This is a genomic window from Sphingopyxis terrae subsp. terrae NBRC 15098 (assembly GCF_001610975.1).
In the GTDB taxonomy this organism is placed as follows: domain Bacteria; phylum Pseudomonadota; class Alphaproteobacteria; order Sphingomonadales; family Sphingomonadaceae; genus Sphingopyxis; species Sphingopyxis terrae_A.
On sequence record NZ_CP013342.1, the window covers coordinates 1916678 to 1936347 of the forward strand.

Annotated in this window: 15 protein-coding genes; 11 read left to right on the top strand and 4 right to left on the bottom strand. The window is 66.5% G+C overall.

The window, feature by feature from the left end:
• Nucleotides 1-118: 118 nt before the first annotated feature.
• From AOA14_RS09240 to AOA14_RS09250, 3 genes are read left to right on the top strand one after another with little or no spacing between them, the layout of a single operon-like run.
• Entirely contained in the window at nt 119-787 is a 669-nt protein-coding gene (locus tag AOA14_RS09240; RefSeq protein WP_238929766.1) for a Tim44/TimA family putative adaptor protein, read from the top strand.
• An 8-nt stretch (nt 788-795) separates the two neighbouring features.
• On the top strand, nt 796-2148 hold the full coding sequence (gene mltA / locus AOA14_RS09245; RefSeq protein WP_062901582.1) for a murein transglycosylase A: 1353 nt from the start codon (nt 796-798) through the stop codon (nt 2146-2148).
• A 6-nt stretch (nt 2149-2154) separates the two neighbouring features.
• Nucleotides 2155-2727 carry a Smr/MutS family protein gene (locus tag AOA14_RS09250; protein ID WP_062901583.1) on the top strand — a complete coding sequence of 191 codons (573 nt, stop codon included), beginning with the start codon at nt 2155-2157 and terminating at the stop codon, nt 2725-2727.
• Between the two features lie 3 nt (nt 2728-2730).
• Here AOA14_RS09250 and dapE read toward each other — a convergent pair whose 3' ends face one another.
• Nucleotides 2731-3864 (bottom strand): succinyl-diaminopimelate desuccinylase, encoded by a 1134-nt coding sequence (gene dapE, locus AOA14_RS09255; RefSeq protein ID WP_062903096.1) that lies wholly within the window; start codon nt 3862-3864, stop codon nt 2731-2733.
• Between the two features lie 119 nt (nt 3865-3983).
• Between dapE and AOA14_RS09260 the strand changes: the two genes are divergently transcribed.
• The 8 genes from AOA14_RS09260 (at nt 3984) to AOA14_RS09295 (ending at nt 15444) form a co-directional block, all read left to right on the top strand.
• The gene (locus AOA14_RS09260; protein WP_062901584.1) at nt 3984-4451 is read left to right on the top strand and encodes a cupin domain-containing protein; all 468 of its coding nucleotides are present in this window, start codon (nt 3984-3986) and stop codon (nt 4449-4451) included.
• The gene (locus tag AOA14_RS09265) at nt 4448-5068 is read left to right on the top strand and encodes a LysE family translocator (protein ID WP_062901585.1); all 621 of its coding nucleotides are present in this window, start codon (nt 4448-4450) and stop codon (nt 5066-5068) included. The genes AOA14_RS09260 and AOA14_RS09265 overlap by 4 nt, the downstream gene beginning before the upstream one ends.
• 159 nt (nt 5069-5227) lie before the next feature.
• On the top strand, nt 5228-6109 hold the full coding sequence (locus AOA14_RS09270) for an OmpA family protein (protein ID WP_062901586.1): 882 nt from the start codon (nt 5228-5230) through the stop codon (nt 6107-6109).
• Between the two features lie 100 nt (nt 6110-6209).
• Nucleotides 6210-8618, top strand: a complete 2409-nt coding sequence (locus AOA14_RS09275) for a ligase-associated DNA damage response DEXH box helicase (protein ID WP_062903097.1) — start codon at nt 6210-6212, stop codon at nt 8616-8618.
• Nucleotides 8619-8695: 77 nt separating this feature from the next.
• Nucleotides 8696-9754 (top strand): aspartyl protease family protein, encoded by a 1059-nt coding sequence (locus tag AOA14_RS09280; RefSeq protein WP_062901587.1) that lies wholly within the window; start codon nt 8696-8698, stop codon nt 9752-9754.
• A 57-nt stretch (nt 9755-9811) separates the two neighbouring features.
• Nucleotides 9812-10528, top strand: coding sequence for a ligase-associated DNA damage response endonuclease PdeM (gene pdeM, locus AOA14_RS09285; RefSeq protein ID WP_062903098.1), 717 nt, complete (start codon nt 9812-9814; stop codon nt 10526-10528).
• A gap of 159 nt (nt 10529-10687) precedes the next feature.
• Complete coding sequence (locus AOA14_RS09290) at nt 10688-13504, top strand: TonB-dependent receptor (RefSeq protein ID WP_062903099.1); 2817 nt, start codon at nt 10688-10690, stop codon at nt 13502-13504.
• Nucleotides 13505-13620: 116 nt separating this feature from the next.
• Nucleotides 13621-15444 carry a cation:proton antiporter gene (locus AOA14_RS09295; RefSeq protein WP_062901588.1) on the top strand — a complete coding sequence of 608 codons (1824 nt, stop codon included), beginning with the start codon at nt 13621-13623 and terminating at the stop codon, nt 15442-15444.
• A gap of 10 nt (nt 15445-15454) precedes the next feature.
• Here AOA14_RS09295 and holA read toward each other — a convergent pair whose 3' ends face one another.
• Genes holA through leuS form a run of 3 tightly spaced genes read right to left on the bottom strand, consistent with a single transcriptional unit; the run spans nt 15455 to nt 19579 of the window.
• Nucleotides 15455-16486 carry a DNA polymerase III subunit delta gene (gene holA / locus AOA14_RS09300; RefSeq protein WP_062901589.1) on the bottom strand — a complete coding sequence of 344 codons (1032 nt, stop codon included), beginning with the start codon at nt 16484-16486 and terminating at the stop codon, nt 15455-15457.
• Nucleotides 16487-16491: 5 nt separating this feature from the next.
• Nucleotides 16492-17028, bottom strand: a complete 537-nt coding sequence (gene lptE, locus AOA14_RS09305; protein WP_003041627.1) for an LPS assembly lipoprotein LptE — start codon at nt 17026-17028, stop codon at nt 16492-16494.
• A gap of 1 nt (nt 17029) precedes the next feature.
• Complete coding sequence (leuS, locus tag AOA14_RS09310) at nt 17030-19579, bottom strand: leucine--tRNA ligase (protein WP_062901590.1); 2550 nt, start codon at nt 19577-19579, stop codon at nt 17030-17032.
• Between the last annotated feature and the right edge of the window lie 91 nt (nt 19580-19670).

Consider the following 19670-nt stretch of genomic DNA (forward strand, 5'->3'; position numbering starts at 1 on the left):
GTCGAAGGGACGAATCGTTGACCCGCCGCGATGGTGCGGGCATGGAGATTTGAAACATGGGCCGGCATCGCCTATGTAAAGGTGACGTCTTTACCCTTTGTCCGTATCGGATTTGCTTGTGACCGCTTTCTCGATCATCCTGCTCGCCATGATTGCCGCCTTCCTCGGCATGCGGCTCTATTCGGTGCTCGGCAAGCGGACGGGGCATGAGCAGGAACCCGTGATGCCGCGCCGCGACGACCGCGCCGCGCCGGCGCCGGTGCGGCTCGACGAAGCCGATGCGGCGGGCTCGTCGCGTGATCAGGCACCGGTGAAAAGCGGACTTGTCTATGAACCCTCTGCCGAAGCCGGTCTGCGCCAGTTGCTGGCGAGCGACCGCCACTTCGATGCCGGCCGCTTCATGGACGGCGCGCAGGCGGCCTATCGCATGATCCTCGAGGCCTTCTGGAAGGGCGACCGCGACACGCTGCGCGACCTGTGCGACGACGACAGCTACGAAGGCTTCATCGCGGCGATCGAGGATCGTGAAGCGCGCGGCGAAAAGCTGGAAAATCGCCTGATCGGGATCGATTCGGCCAAGATCACCGCAGTCGAACTCGGCCGCAATGAAGCGCGCATCACCGTGCGCTACCAGGCGGATATCAGCGCGGTGACGCGCGATGCCGACGGCAAGCTGATCGCCGGATCGATGACCGACGGGGTGCAGACCGACGATCTGTGGACCTTCCGCCGCAAGGTCGGCAGCAGCGATCCCAACTGGCTGCTCGACGAAGCCGACGTCGCCTGAGCGGCAGCATGACGTTCCGGGGGGACGCCGTGCCGGATCGCAGGCCGCGCCTTCGCTGCGTCGGCCTCGCGCTTCTCTTGACCGTTCCGCTGCTGTCGGGCTGTGCCTCGGTGATCCCGGCGGCCGCCGGACCGCGCCCCGCCCCTGCGACTAACCCGACACCGACTCCGGCCCCCACGACCGCCGCCCCGCGCCCTTATCAGCCGCGCCCCTCGGTGCCGCCGGGCGCCGCCGCGAAGCCGATTCCCGCAACCCCCAATCCGCCGCTCGCCGCCCCGCCGGTTCCCGCGACCGCGACCAGCGCGGTCGAAAGCGGCGTCGTTGCCGGTCCCGAATTTAATGCGCTGGGCATTGCGCCCGAACAGGCGACCGCCGCGCTGATCGCCTTCCGGCTGAGCTGCCCGTCGGTGCAGCGCCGTACCGATGCGAGCGGGCTCACGCAGCCGAGCGAATGGGCCGAAGCGTGCAGCGCCGCGAGCGGCTGGGCCGACCGCGATGCCGGTAATTTCTTCAGCCGCTATTTCGGCACGGTGCAGGTCGGTGCAGGCACCGCCTTCGTCACCGGCTATTACGAACCCGAAATCGCCGCCTCGCGGACGCGGCGGCCGGGCTATGACGTGCCGATCTACCGGCGCCCTGCCGATCTGGTCGATGTCGACCTTGGCCTGTTTTCGAAAGACTTGCAGGGCAAGAAGATCCGCGGCCGCGTCGATGGCAGCAATTTCATCCCCTATTTTGATCGCCTCGCGATCGAACGCGGCGCGCTTGCCGGGCGCGGCCTCGAAATCGCCTGGGCGGCCGATGCGGCCGAATTCTTTTTCCTGCAGGTGCAGGGGTCGGGGCGGCTGCGCCTGCCCGACGGCGGCGTCATGCGGATCGGTTACGACAGCCAGAACGGCCGCGATTATGTCGGCATCGGCAAGCTGCTGCTCGACCGCGGCGCGCTCCAGCCGGGGCAGGCCTCGATGCAGGGCATCCTCGATTATCTGCGCGCCGACCCGGTGCGTGGTGCTGCGGTGATGAATGAAAATCCGAGCTGGGTCTTCTTCCGCGAACTCACCGGACCCGGGCCGCTCGGCGCGCTCGGCGTGCCGGTCACGGGCCGCGCGAGCGTCGCCGCCGATCCCAAATATGTGCCGCTCGGCGCCCCGGTCTTCCTCTCGCTCGACCGCGCCGAGCCCAATGGGCTGTGGGTGGCGCAGGACACCGGCGGCGCGATCAAGGGCGCGAACCGGTTCGACAGCTTCTGGGGCGCCGGCGACAAGGCGCGTGCGATCGCGGGTGGCATGGCGGCGCGCGGTTCGGCGCTGATCCTGCTGCCGCGCGCTGCGGTCGCGCGGCTCACCGCCGCCGCGCGCTGACCGGCGATGGCGCGCCGCCTCGCTCCCGAAGAAAATGCGCTGTGGAAACGGGTCGCGGCCACGGTGAAGCCGCTCCATCGCGCACCGTCGCCGCTCGAACCGGCGGCGCCGCCGACGGTGCGTCCCCCCAAGCCGGAGCCGCGCGGCCTCGCCGTCGCCGCCGCGGCGCGGGCCCGGCCCGCCGCGCTCCCCCCGCCGCGCCGTATCCATGGGCAGGCGACGCTCGACAGCCATTGGGACCGGCGGCTGCGCAAGGGGCACGTCCGCCCCGACCTCAGCATCGATCTCCACGGCCACAGCCTTGCCTCGGCGCAGGCGCTGCTCGACGATGCGATCGGGCGGGCGCTGCTGCGCGGCGCGCGCGTGCTGCTCGTCGTCGCGGGGCGCCTGCGGCCGGGCGCCGACCGCTTGCCGCAGCCGCACGAACCGCGTCCGCGCGGCGCAATCCGCGCTTCGCTGGCCGACTGGCTGGCGGTGTCGCCCCATGCCGACCGCATCGTCGCGCTGCGCCCCGCGCACATCAGCCATGGCGGCGCGGGCGCGGTCTATGTCATCCTGCGGCGCAGCCGCGAGGATTAGGCGTCAGCGAAGGGCACGGTCCAATATGCCGCGATAGATGGCCGTCAGCGTGTGCAGGTCTTCAACCGCGACCGCCTCGTCGAGCTTGTGCATCGTCGCATTGGTCAGCCCGAATTCGACCACCGGGCACAGCGCATGGAGGAAGCGCGCGTCAGAGGTGCCGCCGGTCGTCGACATGTCGGCTTCGATGCCCGTCTCGGCCCGGATCGCGTCGGCGACGAGCGACGACAGCGCGCCCGGCGGGGTCAGAAAGGCCTCGCCCGAAATCTTGCCGATCACCTTGGCCGCGGGCTCGACGTCCTGCGCGATGCGCTCGACCATCGCGACCAGATCGGCGCCCTTCTGCTGGTCGTTGAAGCGGATCGACAGCCGCGCGCGCGCCGATGCCGGAATCACGTTGGTCGCGCCATTGCCGACCTCAAGGTCGGTGAACTCGATGTTCGACGGCTGGAACCAGGCGGTCCCCTCGTCGAGCGTCACCGTGTCGATCGCCGCCAGGATGCGCACCAGCTTGGGGATCGGATTGTCGGCCAAGTGCGGATAGGCGACATGGCCCTGCGTCCCCGGCACGTCGATCCAGATATTGACCGATCCGCGCCGGCCGATCTTCACCATGTCGCCGAGCCGGTTCACCGACGTCGGTTCGCCGACGATGATCATGTCGGGCTTCACCCCGCGCGCATCCATATGCTCCATCAGCGCGCGGGTGCCGAAGATCGCCGGGCCTTCCTCGTCGCCGGTGATGATCAGGCTGATCGTTCCTGCTTCGGCGGGGGTTGCCGCCGCCGCGGCGACGAAGGCGGCGATCGAACCCTTCATGTCGACCGCGCCGCGGCCGTAGAGCAGATCGCCGCGAATTTCGGGCGCGAAAGCATCGCCGGTCCAGCCGACGCCCGGGGGTACGACGTCAAGATGCCCGGCAAAGCCGAAATGCACCGGGCCGGTGCCCGCTCGTACCGCGAGCAGATTTTCGACCGGCCCGTCGGGTTCGATCCCATCGATGAAGCGCTCGACCGTGAACCCGAGCGGGGCGAGCGCCGCCTCCAGCAAGTCGAAGACGGCGCCGGTCGCGGGCGTGACGCTCGGCGCGGCGATCAGCGCCCGGGCAAGGTCGACGGGGTCGATGGTCATGGTCATGAGCATCCTTTATCCGTTCGTGTCGAGCGAAGTCGAGACACCATTCGTCCGTGCGCTGCGCCGAGGGGCATCTCGACTTCGCTCGATGCGAAAGGCAAAAGGGAGATCGGAGGACCGCCATGCCCAAGCTCGATCTCGACACCATCCCCCAGACCAACGTCACCGGCTATCCCGCCCCCTATGACGCGCCGGTACAGGGGCGCTGGTACCGCCGCCTCGCGCCCGCCTCCGGCCTTGCCGATTTCGCCGCGAGCCATGTCGTGCTGAAACCCGGCGCCTGGTCGTCGCAGCGCCACTGGCACGACGGCGAGGACGAGATGCTCGTGATGATTTCGGGCGAAGCCACGCTCGTCGAGGACGCGGGGCGCTGGCCGATGCGCGCGGGCGACATTGCGGTATGGCCGAAGGGCAGCACCAACGGCCATCATCTGGTCAATGAATCGGACGCCGACTGCGTCTTCGTCGCCTTGGGCGGCGGCAAGCTGCACGATACCGGCGGCGGCTATTCGGACATCGACATGCTGTTCACGCCCGACGGCTATTTCCACAAGGATGGCACGCCCTATCCGACGAAACGCCTGCCGTGACCGACGCCGACTGGATCGGCTTTGGCCTGGCGGTGCTGCTGATCGAACTGACGCCGGGCCCGAACATGGCGTGGCTCGCCGCGCTGGCGATGGGCGAAGGGCGCCGCGCGGGGCTGGCCGCAACCGCTGGGGTGGCGATCGGCCTGTTCGTCAACGCGGTCGCCGCCGCGCTCGGTATCGCCTTCATCGTGTCGGCCAGCCCGCTACTGTGGCAGGTCTTGCGCTGGGGCGGCGCCGCCTTCCTCCTCTGGCTTGCCTGGGAAAGCTGGCGCGACGCGGGCGAAAATTCACCGGCGCTGATCGCCGCGCCGGGCCGGTCGCGGCACCATTTCCTGTCGGGGCTGGTGGTCAATCTGCTCAATCCGAAGGCGATGCTCTTTTACGTCGTCGTCATCCCGCGCTTCAATGGCGGGCAGGTGCCGGGCTTCGGCCTCGCCATTGCGCTCGCGCTCGTCAGCATCGCGATCGCGACCGCGGTGCACCTGACGATCGTCGTGGCGGGGACCCGGGTCGGCGGCTGGATTTCAGACCCGGCGCGCACCCGCACCGTCCGCCGTATCCTCGCGCTCGCGATCGTCGGGGTGGCGATATGGTTTGCGCTGACCGCAGGCCGCTGACCGCCCGAATTGCGCCGAAAGTGCGCCCTCACCAACGGTTCGCCGCACAATCTGCTCATATGGACGGCGCGATCAATCAACGGCCTTGCCGGACGATTTCAGGTGCAGAAAAGGACGGCGGGAACTCGCGGGGGCGGCTCGGAATGAAGGAGTAGCGTAATGCGTGCAGTTTCCATGAAATCGAAGCGATTGTTGTTGCTGGCGATGCTTGCCGGCTCGGTCAGCACCGCAGTGGCGGTGCAAGCGCAGGATGCGCCCGAAAGCGACGGGTCTTTGCTCGTAACCGGCGCCGCGCCGCCAGATATGGCGCAGATGGCCGAAGGCCCGAAGGTCGAAGGCATCATCTCGGCGCGCAGCGGCGACCGGATGCAGGTGACGACCGCCGACGGCAGCAACACCGTGATCACCATCGCCGACGCCACGACGATCAAGTCGAGCGGCGGCTTCCTGGGCCTGAACCGCGACAAGCTCGGTGCCGAAGCGCTGCTCAACGGCCTTCCCGTGTCGGTCGAGACGCGCCAGTGGGAAGGCGGGCTGGTCGCCAGCCAGATCGATCTCAAGAGTAAGGATCTGCGCACCGCCTCGATGATCCGCAACGGGACCGATCAGCGGTTCGCCGAACAGACCGCGGCCACCGAAGCGCTGCGCGGCCGGATGGGCGACATTGACCAGTATAATGTGAAAGCCACGACGACGGTGAATTTCGACACCGGCCAGTCGGTCCTGTCGCCGCAGGCGAAATCCGATCTGTGCGCGGTCGCGCAGCAGGCGGAAAGCATGGACAATGCCCTGCTGCTCGTCGTCGGCTACACCGATTCGACCGGCAGCGAGGAACTCAATCAGCAGCTCAGCGAAAAGCGCGCCGGACGCGTGGTGAATTATCTGCAGCAGGCGTGCGGCTGGAAGCCCTATCGCATGCTCACGCCGACCGGAATGGCCGAAGCCGATCCGGCAGCGAGCAACGACACGGTCGAAGGCAAGGCGCAGAATCGCCGCGTGGCCGTAAATATCCTCGTCAGCAAGGGGCTCGACGGCCTCTAAGCCAGACACACGCGGGGCGGGTTCACGCCCGCCCCGCCCCATGGGCGGGCGCGAAGGGGAAGGGGTTGCCGCGGCGCGGCGTCGGCGCCACATCTTGCGCATGTCGCTTCCCGCTCCCTTCGCCGGCTGGTTCGCGCACCGCGGGTGGCGGCTGCGGCGGCACCAGGCCGACATGCTCACGGCGGCGCAGCGCGGCGAAAGCGCGCTCCTCGTGGCGGCGACCGGCGCCGGCAAGACATTGGCCGGCTTTCTCCCCAGTCTGATCGACCTTGCGGCCAACCCGTCCGACCGGTTGCACACCCTCTATGTCTCGCCGCTCAAGGCGCTGGCCGCCGATGTCGAGCGCAACCTGCTCGGTCCGATCGCCGACATGGATCTCGACATCAGCGTTGAGAGCCGGAGCGGCGATACCAGTTCGGACAAAAAGGCGCGCCAGCGCAGTCGGCCGCCCAATATCCTGCTGACCACCCCCGAATCGCTGTCGCTGCTGCTCTCCTACCCCGACAGCTTCGCGATGTTCGCCGATCTGAAGACGGTGGTCATCGATGAAATCCACGCCTTCGCGACCGGCAAGCGCGGCGATCTGCTCAGCCTCGCGCTCGCGCGCCTCGAACGCGTCGCGCCGGGGCTGCGGCGCGTCGGCCTGTCGGCGACGATTGCTGATGCGGACGCCTATCGCGCCTGGCTCGCGCCCGAGGGCGATCCGGCGCGCGTGACGCTGGTCGAGGGCGAGCGCGGCGCCGATCCCGACATTTCGATCCTGCTGCCTGAAGGGGCGGTGCCGTGGGCGGGGCATTCGGGACGCTATGCGGTGCATCAGGTGATGGCCGAAATCGCGAAGAACCGCACGACGATCATCTTCTGCAACACCCGCGGGCTGGCCGAGCTGATTTTCCAGGAATTGTGGAAGGTCAACGACCTGTCGCTGCCGATCGCGATCCATCACGGCAGCCTCGACCGCGAGGCGCGCCAGCGCGCCGAAAACGCCATGGCCGAGGGGAGATTGCGGGCGCTCGTCGCGACCTCCAGCCTCGATCTCGGGCTCGACTGGGGCGATGTCGACTGCGTGATCCAGATGGGGGCGCCCAAGGGTTCGTCGCGGCTGCTCCAGCGCATCGGCCGCGCGAACCACCGGCTCGACGAACCGAGCCGGGCGCTGATCGTGCCGGGCAATCGCTTCGAATATCTTGAGGCGCGCGCCGCACTCGACGCGGTCGAGGCGGGCGAGCGCGATGCCGATCGCTTCCGCCCCGGCGCGCTCGACGTGCTAGCGCAGCATGTCATGGCCCTCGCGTGCGCCGCACCCTTCCGCGAGGAGGATCTGCTCGCCGAAATCCGCGGTGCGCAGCCCTATCGCTGGATCGACGCCGCGCTCTTTGCGCGCCTGCTCGGTTTTGTGCGCGACGGCGGCTATGCGCTTAAAAGCTATGATCGCTTCCGCCGCTTGGCGCCCGACGGGCAGGGCGGCTGGCGCATCGCGCACCCCCGGCTCGCGGCGCAGCACCGGCTAAACGCCGGCATCATCGTCGACGCCCCCACACTCGACGTGCGCTTCAAGAACGGACGGCGCCTCGGCAGCGTCGAGGAATATTTCGCGAGCACGCTGACCGCGGGCGACACCTTCGCCTTCGCCGGCCTCAGCCTCGAGGTCGAGACGATCCGCGACACTGACCTCATCGTGCGCGCAACGACGCGTCCGGCGCGTATTCCCTCCTATGTCGGGGCGCGGATGGCGCTGTCGTCGCGCCTCGCCGACCGGGTGCGCGCTTTCCTGGCCGATCCGGCGAGCTGGCGGCGATTTCCAGAGGATGTGCGCTTTTGGCTCGAGATGCAGGCGCTGCGCTCGGTGCTGCCGCGCCCCGGCGAACTGCTCGTCGAAACCTTCCCGCACGAGGGCGCGCATTATCTTGTCTGCTATCCGTTCGAGGGGTGGAACGCGCACCAGTCGCTCGGCATGCTGCTGTCGAAACGGATGGAGCGCGCGGGGCTCCAGCCGCTCGGCTTCGTCGCCTCCGACTATGCGCTCGCGCTCTGGTCGCTGAAACCGGTCGCGCATCCCGAGGCGCTGTTCGACGCGACCATATTGGAAGGCGAGTTCGTCGAATGGGTCGAAAATTCGCACCTCCTGAAGCGCGCATTCCGCGAGGTTGCGGTGATCGGCGGGCTGATCGAACGCCAGCATCCGGGCAAGCGCAAGACGGGCAAGCAGGTGACCTTTTCGACCGACCTCATCTTCGACGTCCTGCGCAAATATGAACCCGATCATCTGCTGATCGAAGCCGCCTGGGCCGACGCGCGCGAGCGGCTCACCGACGTCGCGCGGCTCGGCGACCTGCTCGACCGCGCGGCGGGGACGATGGTGCATCAAAGGCTCGATCGCATCAGCCCGCTCGCGATCCCGGTGCTGGTGCTGATCGGGCGCGAAAATGTCGCGGCCTCGGACCTCGACGACGCGCTGCTTGGCGAGCTCGCCGATACGCTCGCGGCAACCGCGATGGGGAGCGAATGACGGGGTTGGTCGCACGATTGCTGAAAATCGCGAAGGGGCGTATTATAAGCGTATAACAATAAAGAGAGGATGCCGCCATGAAGCATAATGTGCATCGCCCCGCGCTGATGGCGTTGTTGCTCGCCGCACCGCTGTTGATCGGATCGGCCCAGCCTGCCGGCGCGCCGGCAGCGCCCGCAGCACCTGCCGCTCCCCCGGCCGCCGCGGAGCCAACTCCCGATATGGTTGTCGATCCCGCAACCGGCGCGCTCATTCCCTTCATTCAACCCTTCGATCTCGATGCGACGCGGCGCATGGCGGTCGATGTCATGATTGGTGGGCAAGGCCCATTCTCCTTCCTCGTCGATACCGGAGCTGAGCGGACGGTAATCGCGCGCGAACTGGCGGATCGGCTGAAGCTGGCGCCGGGCGAACAGCTCCGGCTGGCGACCATCGGCGGCTCTGCGACCGTCCCCAGCTTTCGGGTCGCCGCCCTGCAGATGACCGACCTTGAGATGACCGGCTTGGTCGCGCCCGCCTTCTACGGCCGCCATATCGGGGCCGCAGGCCTGATCGGCGTCGATATGCTCGAAGACCGGCGCGTGCTGATCGACTTTCGCAAGCAGCACATGGAGATACTGGCAACGCGAAAGCGTGCTACACCGATTATCCGCGACGACGACGCCATCGTCGTCACCGCGCGCAATGCCGCGGGCCGCCTTATCCTGTCCGACGCCCGGCTCGATGGAAAGCGCATCGACCTCATCGTCGATACGGGCGCGCAGACGAGCGTCGGAAATCTGGCGTTGCAGCGACTGGTTGCGGCGAAGCGCGCCAACCGCGTGCCCTTTGTCGAGACTATGCTGAGCGCCGTGACCGGCGAGGCGGTTTCTGCGACGCGGACGGCGATCAAGCGGATTACGGTCAAGGGTCTGGACCTCAACGACTTGCCCGTTAGCTTCGCTGACAGCCAAGCCTTTCGCGCGCTGGGTCTCGATGATCGGCCGGCCTTGCTGCTGGGGATGGACAGCATGTCACTGTTTGACCGGATCGAGATCGATTTCCCCAACCGCCGCGTCGTCTTCGATTTGCCGAGCGGTGCGAACCGCGAGACCGGCCAGCGTTTCGCGCTCAACAATGCGAGGAGCGGGAGCTAGCAAAGCGATCGGTTCGTGGCGCTTGCCCGCGGCGCGGTAGCGCGCCATAGCGGCGCGATGCCGCCCGCGCCCGCCTTCGACTTTGCCGGCCAGACCTTTCACCTGCATGCCGAACGGGCGCTGTTCTGGCCCCGGCACGGGGCGCTGATCGTCGCCGACCTGCATCTCGAAAAGGCGAGCTGGTATGCCGCGCGCGGCCAGCCGCTGCCGCCCTACGACAGTCAGGATACGCTCGACCGGCTGACCGATCTTGCGCGGCGGACGGGCGCGCGCGCCGTCTGGTGTCTGGGCGACAGTTTTCATGATCGGACCGCGGACGAGCGCATCGCGCCGGCGACGGCCGACCGGCTGCGCGCGCTGGGGGCGATGACCGAACTTGTCTGGGTCGCCGGCAATCACGACGGGCTGACCGCCGGGGCATGGGGCGGGACGATCGCCGACGCGCTGTGCGTCGATGGCATCATGCTGCGCCACCAATGCTGCCCGAAAGAGGCGTGGCCCGAGATATCGGGACATTTTCACCCCAAGCTGCGGCTGCAGCTTCGCGGCCGCCCGGTGTCGCGCCCCTGCTTTGCGCATGACGCCAAGCGCTTGATCCTGCCTGCTTTTGGCAGTCTGACCGGCGGCCTCGACGTATTCGACCCGGCGATCGCTGCCAATTTTGCCGGTTCCTATCATGCGGCGCTAAATGCGCAGGGGCGGTTGCTTGCCTTTCCCTCGACCGCGGCAACCCACGATGACGCTACGGCAAGCAAAAGGGCGGCGACGCGATAGCGGCCTGCGGAGCCGTATAGCGCCTTGACCGGGCTGTGGCCAAAAAGCATCACCTGTCCAAAAACGTCGAAAAAGCAGGGGTCTCGCTGGAATGGGCCGCCATTTGCGGTATGACATAAGGGCAACGAAAAAAGAAATTATCTGAGAGGAGTGCCCAAAGTGACATCATCTTCCCTACTGAATGCCCGTCTGCTTCGCACGACCGCGCTCGGCGTGTCGATTGCCGTCGCGGCCGTCTCGGCGCCCGCCTTTGCGCAGGATGCCACCACCGATAACGCCGAAGACACCGCCAATGCGATCGTCGTGACCGCGCAGGGCCGTTCGCAGCTGCTGTCAGACGTGCCGGTCGCCATTTCGGCGGTCAGCGCCGAAACGCTGCAGAACAGCGGCGCCAACGACATTCGCCAGCTCAACCAGGTCGCGCCGTCGCTGCTCGTTTCGTCGACGGGCTCGGAAGCCAATGGCTCGGCGCGTATCCGCGGCATCGGTACCGTCGGCGACAACCCGGGTCTCGAAAGTTCGGTTCCGGTCTTCATCGACGGCGTCTATCGCTCGCGTTCGGGCATCGGCCTCAACGAACTGGGTGAGATTGACCGCGTCGAAGTCCAGCGCGGCCCCCAGGGCACGCTCGGCGGACGCAACTCGTCGGCGGGCCTGATCAGCATCTATTCGAAAAAGCCCGACTTCAACTTCGGCGCCAGCGGCGAAATAACCTATGGCAACTATGACTATTGGCGCCTGAGCGGCAGCGTTACCGGCCCGATCACCGACAAGGTCGCGGCGCGCCTCGACGGCGTCTGGGTGAAGCGCGACGGCTTTTTGCGCGACACGACGAACAATACCGACGTCAACAACCGCGACCGCTATTTCCTGCGCGGCCAGCTTTTGTTCGAACCGACCGACGCGCTGTCGATCCGGTTGATCGCCGACTACACCTATCGCAACGAAAAATGCTGCGGCGCGATCTATGTCGACAACAGCGTTAACCCGTACATCGGCAATCTCAACAATCCGTCGACGCCGCTGTCGACCGGAGCGACAGGAACGCCGCCAAACGTGCCGCAGCCCGATGGCAATAATATTATTAACGTTCTGCGCGACCTTGGTCAGCCGCTCGGCGCCTTCAGCCAAGGTTACAGCCGCGATCTGTCGGTCAGCGCGGGCCGCAGCTTCGCTGGCAAGACCAAGGATTATGGCTTCTCGGGCCAGGTCGACTGGGATCTCGGTGGCGCTACGCTGACTTCGATCACCGGCTATCGCGAATATCGCTCGGGCCAGGCGGGTGACCTCGACTATGGCGCTGTCGACATTCTCTATCGCGCGCCGAGCGACGATGCCTATCGCCAGTTCCACACGTTCACCCAGGAAGTGCGTCTGCAGGGTGAAGCATTCGATGGCAAACTCGACTGGCTCGTCGGTGGTTTCTATGCCAATGAAAAGCTGACTGTTCGCGACAATCTGCGCTTCGGCACACAATATGGCCGCTTCGCCGCGTGCCGCCTTATCTCGGGCGGGGCGCTTGCGGGGCTCTATTCGCCGACGTCAGCCGGCTGTGTCGCTGCCCGACCGGCCGCTTTTGGCGCGGCTTCGCCGGCGATTTATGCGGCACTCGATCAACTTGATGGCATCAGCGACAAGGGCAGCATCAATGATCGCTACCGCCAGGACGATACCAACTGGGCGCTTTTCACCCACAATATCTTCCACATCACCGACAAGCTCGATCTGACGCTGGGCGTGCGTTATACCCACGATAAGAAGAAGTTCGCGGCGACGTTTACCAACGACAATCAGGCGTGCGTCAACGTCCAGAATCTGGTCGGCGGTTTTCTTGGTGTCGCTGCGTTGCAGCCGGTTTCTGCGGGGCTGATCGGGCTTGCCTGTCAAGGCAACTCGACTGCCGAATTGAACGGTGTTTCGATCAACGATCAGCGCAGCGAAGACAAGTGGACCGGCACCGCGATCCTTTCGTACAAGCCGGTCGACGATCTGTTGGTCTACGCCAGCTATGCCCGCGGTTACAAAGCCGGCGGCTTCAATCTCGACCGATCGGCGCTGAAAAATCCGATCCAGATCGTTGGCGGCGTTCCGACCTGGTCCTTTGCCCAGGCGGGCGGGGCGCAGTCGCTCGTGGGCAATCTGCAGTTCGACCCGGAAACGGTCGACAGCTACGAACTAGGCGCCAAATATTCGACCGGGCCGTTCAGCGCAGGTCTGACCTTCTTCCGTTCGGATTTCAGCAGCTTCCAGCTCAACACGTTTAACGGCAGCGTGTTCCTCGTGCAGAACGTCAACGGCTGTTCGGCTGATCTCAACGGAGCCGATCGCGATCAGAGCAAGTTCACCGGTTCGCCGAACTATAATGCTGCGGCCGCTACAACCGGTGCGTGTGCAGCCGACAATGTGGGCTGGGGCGTTCGTACGCAGGGCTTCGAACTCGAAGCTTCACTGGTTCCTGCTCGCGACTTCCGTATGACTGCCGGTCTGACGTATGCGCGGACAAAATATCGCAATAACCTTGTCGGCAATGCTTCGGGCGCTCCGCTCGATCAGGCACTGCGCCAGCTCCCCGGAAACAATCTGTCGAATGCGCCCGAACTGGTCGCGACCGGCAGCGTGACCTGGACGCCCGAAATCGGCAGCAGCGGTCTGACCGGCCTCGTCTATATCGATGGTCGCATGACCAGCGATTACAACACGGGTTCGGACCTCTTCCCGCAAAAGGAACAGGACGGGTATGCGATCTTCAATGCCCGCGTCGGCGTTCGCGGCCCTGACGAAAAGTGGGGCATCGAATTCTGGGCGCAGAACTTGTTCAACAAGCAATATGCGCAGGTTGCCTTCAACTCGCCCTTCCAGGAAGGCGGCGTGAGCAGCGCATTCTCGGATCCCCAGTATCCGGGTGGGCGCCAGATCTTCTCGCAGTTCCTTGCCGAACCGCGCACCTATGGCGTGACGCTGCGCGGCAAGTTCTGATCGCGTAACATGCGGCCGGCTTGTCCGGCCGAATAAGGGACCGCCCGTTTGCCGAAAGGCATGCGGGCGGCTCTTTTTTGTGGAACCTTTGCGCCGACCCTGCATAGGCTGGGGGCATGTTCGCAATCGACTCCCTGCTCGTAAAAATCGCGCTGATCGGCGTGATCGGCATCGGCGCCCAATGGGTGGCGTGGCGGACCAACAAACCCGCGATCGCGTTGATGCTCGTCGCCGGCATATTGGCGGGGCCGGTGCTCGGGCTGATCGATCCGGTGCGCGATTTCGGCGCCCTGCGCGAACCGATGATCAAGCTCGCCGTCGCGGTGATCCTGTTCGAAGGCGGCCTGAGCCTCAAGTTCCGCGAACTGCGCCAGGCGGGAACCGCGGTCTTCATGCTCGTCTTCATCGGGGTGCCCGTCGGCTGGGCGCTCGGCACCGCGGCGGCCTATTATGGCGCGGGCCTGCCGTTCGAGCTCGCGGCGCTGTTCGGCGGGGTAATGGTGGTGACGGGGCCGACGGTGATCGCGCCGATGCTCCGCTCGCTCAACATCGCGCCGCGCGTCAAGAATATGCTCAAGTGGGAAGGTATTGTGAACGATCCGATCGGCGCGCTGCTCGCGGTCGGCATCTACAGCTACATCACCCACGGCGGTGCAGATGCGAATAGCGTGAGCATCGTCACCGACGTCGTCGCGGCGAGCGTGCTCGCGATCCTGATCGGCGGTGCGGCCGGTTTTCTGCTGACCTGGGCCTTTCCGCGCGGCTGGGTGCCCGAATATCTGAAGGCGCCGGTGCTGCTGACGACGGTGATCGCGGTCTTCGTGCTTTCGGACCTCATCATGCACGAAACTGGTCTGATCACCGTCACCGTCATGGGCGTCGTGATGGCGAACCGCGAAACCTATTCGACCCGCTCGCTGCAGCGCTTCAAGGAGGATCTGACCGTCGTTCTGGTGTCGGGCGTCTTCATAATCCTGTCGGCGACGCTCAACTGGGACGTGGTCAAGAATTTCCAGTTCCGATTCCTGATCTTCCTCCTTCTGCTGCTTTTCGTCGTGCGCCCGCTGACGATCATGACGGCGCTGCTGTTCACGCGTATCCCGCTGAAGGAGCGGCTGTTCGTCGCCTGGATCGCGCCGCGCGGGATCGTCGCGGTCGCGGTGACGGGCCTCTTCGCGCTGCGCCTCACCGACTATGGCGTGCCGGGGGCGGAGGCGCTGGTACCCTTGGGCTTCGGCGTCGTCATCGCGACGATCTTTGCGCATGGCTTTACCGCTGGAACCTTCGCGCGCTGGCTTGGCCTCGATCAGGGCAAGGGTGACGGCGTTCTGCTCGTCGGGGCGAACAGCTGGACGATTGCCTTCGCGCAGTTCGTCAAGGAACAGGATCGCGGCGCGATGATCGCCGACGCCAGCAAGTTCGCGCTACGCCGCGCGCGGCGCGCCGACATTCGCGTCTATCACGGCGACATATTGGACGAGGTGCACGAGGACGCGATCGACATGGGCCAGTATCAGCAGCTCATCGCTGCGACCGACAATGACAGCTATAACGCGCTGGTGTGCGGCGAGCTGGCGCCCGAGATCGGCCACGACCGCGTCAGCCGCGTGGCGGGCGAGGCGACCGGCGCGAGCCAGCGGCTCGGTCGCGTGTTCACCATCGGCGGCACCACAATCGACACGCAGCTCGACCGCCTGCACGCAGGATGGACCTTCGGCCGCACGCGGATCACCGAAAAATTCCCTTACGCCGACTTTGTCGCGCGGATGAAGGCGTCGGGGGGCGACAGCCTGATGGTGGTCAAGGCGTCGGGCGACCTCGCGATCTTTTCGACGCGCCACCGCCCGACGGTGGAGGCCGGCGATACGGTGTGGACCTTCGTTCCGCCCGACGACCCGAAGGCGCGCCGCGAGGCGAAGGAGGCGACCGCGGCAGCCTGACGGTCCGGCGTCAGCGCGCTCGCGCGGCCTGATGCGCGATGTCGGTCATCAGCTTGCGGAACAGCACCGCGCCCGCGGTGCCCGATGCTTTTAGCGCACGCTCGCATTCCAGCAGCCGCGTCATCAGCCGCGCGACGCGCACCGAATCCCAGATGTGGAGCTGCGCCGTCACCGCATCGCGCTCTTTCCAGAATACGCCGCTGCTTTTCGCCGCGACCACCGTCGCCGGGTGCGCGCCCGCATCGACCTCGGCGCGCAGCCTGGCGAGCTGCATCGCGCGGATCGCCAGCGCGCGGATGATGCGGATCTCGGCGACGCCGACCGCCGCCGCTTGCGCGAGCATGTCGGGCAGGTCGCGCAGCTTGCCGCCGAGCGCGACGTTGATGCACGCGCTGACATCCTCTTCGTGCGTCGCGGCGCCCAGCGCGGCGATGTCGGCGGGCGTGACCTGCCGCTGCCGGTCGGGACCGGCGTCGAGGTAGAGTGCGATCTTCTCAATCTCGCGACGCATCAGCGCCTGATCGCCCGAGACGAGATCGACGAGCAATTGCGCCTCGGCATTGGCAACCCGCAATCCTTGCGCCGTCGCGGCTTCCATCGCGATGCCTACGAGCGCACGGCGGTCGGGCTGATAACAGATGGCGGCGACGGCATTATCAGCGCCCTCGACAAGCTTGACGAGTTTCGATCGCGCGGTGACCGAGGCGCCGGTCGCGATCACTGGGTTGAGCACGCTGTCCGCGCCGAGCAGCGCCTCGACGGCGGCGAGGCAATCGTCGCCGCCGCCCGAAATCTCGAGCCGGATCACGCGCGCGGGCGAAAAGAGCGACATCGACGCCGCTTCGGCGGCAAGCAGCGCGCCGTCCTGTGCCATCTGGCCCGATGTCAGATCGACCCGCTCGGCCTCCTTGCCGGCCAGCGCGATCAGATGCGCGGCGACGCTTTCCATTGTCGCGTCGTCGGGGCCGGTCAGTAGGATGAAGCGGACCGCGGGATCGAGGCGGCTGAGGCGTTCGAGTTCGCCGGGCTTGACCGACTTCATGCCGGTCAGGGCGCCGGGGCGGACGGCGCCGGCTGGCCGCCGCCACGATCGGCGAAGACCGCAAGCCGCGCGACGATCTGGTCGGCGATTCCCGATGCGAGCCGTTCAAGCGTCGTCGATTCGGCGGCGATCGTCGAATATTCGCTGCCGACGACGTCGATCCCGCCGTCCTGCGCCGCGGTCGCGTCGAGCAGCACTTCGCCGCTTGCCGCATCGACGAGCTGATAGCGGGCGCGCAGCGTCCGCCGCTCGCGCGTCACGGCATCGTCGGAGCGGACGCCGAGGCCGGTGATCGAATCCTCGAGCCGCACGTCGAGCCGCAGCCGCTGGCCCGCACCATGTCCGCCTTGCGTCGCCTGCAACCGGTCGCGCAGCGCGTTGCGGACGAGCCAGCCATTATGCCCCTCGATCGGCGCGACATCGACGTCGGCCAGCACCTGCGCCACCGCGCCCTTGCTGCCGTTCGCATAGAGCGGCCGGAGCCCGCAGCCGCCAAGAAGCAGCGAAGCGGCGACGAGCGAGGAGGTGAGCAGGCGTTTCATGTCAGGGAACGATATTCACCAGACGGTCGGGAACGACAATCACCTTTTTGGGTGCGGCGCCGCCGAGCAGCTCGGCGATGCGCGGGCGGGCGAGCGCCGCGGCTTCGAGCGCGGCCTTGTCGGCGCCCTTCGCGGCGGTCATCGTGTCGCGCAGCTTGCCGGCGATCTGGATCGCGATCGTCACCTCATCATCGACGAGAAGCGCCGGGTCGGCGGCGGGCCACGCGGCGTCGGCGATCATCGGGGTCGTCCGCTGCGCCGCGGGCAGCACCGCCCAGGCCTCTTCGGCCAGATGCGGCATCATCGGCGCGACGAGCAGGATCAGCGTCCGGCACGCTTCGGCGCGGGTCGCCGAGGGCTTCGCCTTTTCGATATCGTTGGCGAGCGCGTGGATCTTGGCCACCGCCTTGTTGAAGCCGAGCGATTCGATGTCGGCGGCAACGCCGGCGATCGCCTGGTGCAGCTTGCGCGCCAGCACCTTGTCTTCGCCGCCGTCGCCGACATTGTCGGTGTCGCCGAACAGGCGCCACAAGCGCTGGACGAAGCGCCACGCACCCTCGATCCCCGCCTCGCTCCACGGCAGATCGCGCTCGGGCGGGCTGTCAGAGAGCATGAACCAGCGCGCGGCGTCGGCGCCATATTGGTCGAGGATGGCGTCGGGATCGACGACATTCTTCTTCGACTTCGACATCTTGATGACCCGGCCGACCTCGACCGGCGCGCCATCGGCCTCCAGCGTCGCGCCGTCGGCGGTGCGCATCACCTCGTCGGGGGTGAAGAAGAGGGGAGGGAGGCCCTCGCCCTGCGCACGGCTGTAGGTTTCGTGCGTCACCATCCCCTGCGTGAACAGGCTGGCGAAGGGCTCCTTGATGTCGATCATCCCCAGCTTGTTGAGCGCGCGCGTCCAGAAGCGCGCGTATAGCAGGTGAAGGATCGCATGCTCGATGCCGCCGATATATTGGTCGACGGGCAGCCAGCGACGGATGACATCGGGATCGAACGGCCGGTCGGCCGGTGCCGAGGCGAAGCGCAGGAAATACCACGACGAATCGACGAAGGTATCGAGCGTATCGGTCTCGCGCACCGCTTCGCCGCCGCATGTCGGGCAGGCGACATGCTTCCACGTCGGATGGCGGTCGAGCGGATTGCCGGGGACCGAGAAATCGGCATCGTCGGGCAGTACGACTGGCAATTGGTCCTTCGGCACCGGCACGAGGCCACAGGCCGGGCAATGGATGAAGGGGATCGGCGTCCCCCAGTAACGCTGGCGCGAGACGCCCCAGTCGCGCAGGCGCCAGACGGTCGTGCCCTTGCCCCAGCCTTCATGCTCGGCGCGCGCGATGATCGCGGCCTTCGCCTCGTCGATGCTCATCCCGTCGAGGAAGTGGCTGTTCACGAGGCGGCCGGGGCCGGTATAGGCTTCGTCGCCGCGGAAGGTCTGGCCGGTTTCGTCGCCGTCCGCAATCACGCGGTGTACGGGCAGATCATATTTGCGCGCGAAGTCGAGGTCGCGCTGATCGTGCGCGGGACAACCGAAGATCGCGCCGGTACCGTAATCCATCAGCACATAATTCACGACCCAGATCGGCAGATGCCAGTCGGGGTCGAGCGGATGTTGCACCGACAGGCCGGTGTCGAAGCCCATCTTCTCCGCGGTTTCGAGCTGTTCGGCCGACGTCCCCTGACGGCGGCACTCCTCGATGAACGCGGCAAGGCGCGGCGCATCCTTGGCGAGCGTCTCGGCCAGCGGATGGTCGGGCGAAATCGCTGCAAAGCTGGCCCCGTACAGCGTGTCGGGGCGCGTCGTGAAGACGTCGAAGCCTGGCGCGCCGCCCGCGAGCTTGAAGCTGAATTCCAGGCCCTGCGACTTGCCGATCCAGTTTTCCTGCATCAGCCGCACCTTGTCGGGCCAATGGTCGAGGCTCTTGAGGCCATCGAGCAGTTCGTCTGCGAAGTCGGTGATCTTCAGGAACCACTGCGACAATTTCTTCTTTTCGACCAGCGCGCCCGAACGCCAGCCGCGCCCGTCGATGACCTGCTCGTTGGCGAGCACGGTCATGTCGACGGGGTCCCAGTTGACGTAGCTTTCCTTGCGCGTGACCAGCCCGTGCGCGAACAGGTCGAGGAACAGCGCCTGTTCCTGCCCGTAATAATCGGGCTCGCATGTCGCGAGTTCGCGGCTCCAGTCGATCGCAAGGCCGAGGCGCTTCAATTGCGCGCGCATCGCGGTGATATTGTCGCGCGTCCAGCCGCCGGGGTGGACGCCCTTTTCCATCGCGGCATTTTCGGCCGGCATGCCAAAGGCGTCCCAGCCCATCGGATGCAGCACGTCATGCCCGGTCATCCGCTTGAAGCGCGCCAGCACGTCGCCCATCGCATAGTTGCGGACATGCCCCATGTGGATGCGCCCCGAGGGATAGGGGAACATCTCGAGGATATAGGCCTTTGGCTTATTCGAACTGTCGGTCGTCGCAAAGCTGTTCGCGGCGTCCCATGCCGCCTGCCAGCGGGCGTCGGCGGCGAGGGCGCCAAAGCGCGTTTCGCGGGTCATTTGTTCGGCTACCCCGTTTGTCAAAATACCATCGATCAAAATAGCGTGCCCCCACCCTTCGACTGCCCGCAGGACGGGCGCTCAGGATAAA

Excerpts from the sequence above, each read along its gene's own strand:
- mltA (WP_062901582.1), top strand. The coding sequence starts at position 796 with ATGACGTTCCGGGGGGACGCCGTGCCGGATCGCAGGCCGCGCCTTCGC.
- AOA14_RS09250 (WP_062901583.1), top strand. The coding sequence starts at position 2,155 with ATGGCGCGCCGCCTCGCTCCCGAAGAAAATGCGCTGTGGAAACGGGTC.
- dapE (WP_062903096.1), bottom strand. The coding sequence starts at position 3,864 with ATGACCATGACCATCGACCCCGTCGACCTTGCCCGGGCGCTGATCGCC.
- AOA14_RS09260 (WP_062901584.1), top strand. The coding sequence starts at position 3,984 with ATGCCCAAGCTCGATCTCGACACCATCCCCCAGACCAACGTCACCGGC.
- AOA14_RS09270 (WP_062901586.1), top strand. The coding sequence starts at position 5,228 with ATGCGTGCAGTTTCCATGAAATCGAAGCGATTGTTGTTGCTGGCGATG.
- AOA14_RS09275 (WP_062903097.1), top strand. The coding sequence starts at position 6,210 with ATGTCGCTTCCCGCTCCCTTCGCCGGCTGGTTCGCGCACCGCGGGTGG.
- AOA14_RS09280 (WP_062901587.1), top strand. The coding sequence starts at position 8,696 with ATGAAGCATAATGTGCATCGCCCCGCGCTGATGGCGTTGTTGCTCGCC.
- pdeM (WP_062903098.1), top strand. The coding sequence starts at position 9,812 with ATGCCGCCCGCGCCCGCCTTCGACTTTGCCGGCCAGACCTTTCACCTG.
- AOA14_RS09295 (WP_062901588.1), top strand. The coding sequence starts at position 13,621 with ATGTTCGCAATCGACTCCCTGCTCGTAAAAATCGCGCTGATCGGCGTG.
- holA (WP_062901589.1), bottom strand. The coding sequence starts at position 16,486 with ATGAAGTCGGTCAAGCCCGGCGAACTCGAACGCCTCAGCCGCCTCGAT.
- lptE (WP_003041627.1), bottom strand. The coding sequence starts at position 17,028 with ATGAAACGCCTGCTCACCTCCTCGCTCGTCGCCGCTTCGCTGCTTCTT.
- leuS (WP_062901590.1), bottom strand. The coding sequence starts at position 19,579 with ATGACCCGCGAAACGCGCTTTGGCGCCCTCGCCGCCGACGCCCGCTGG.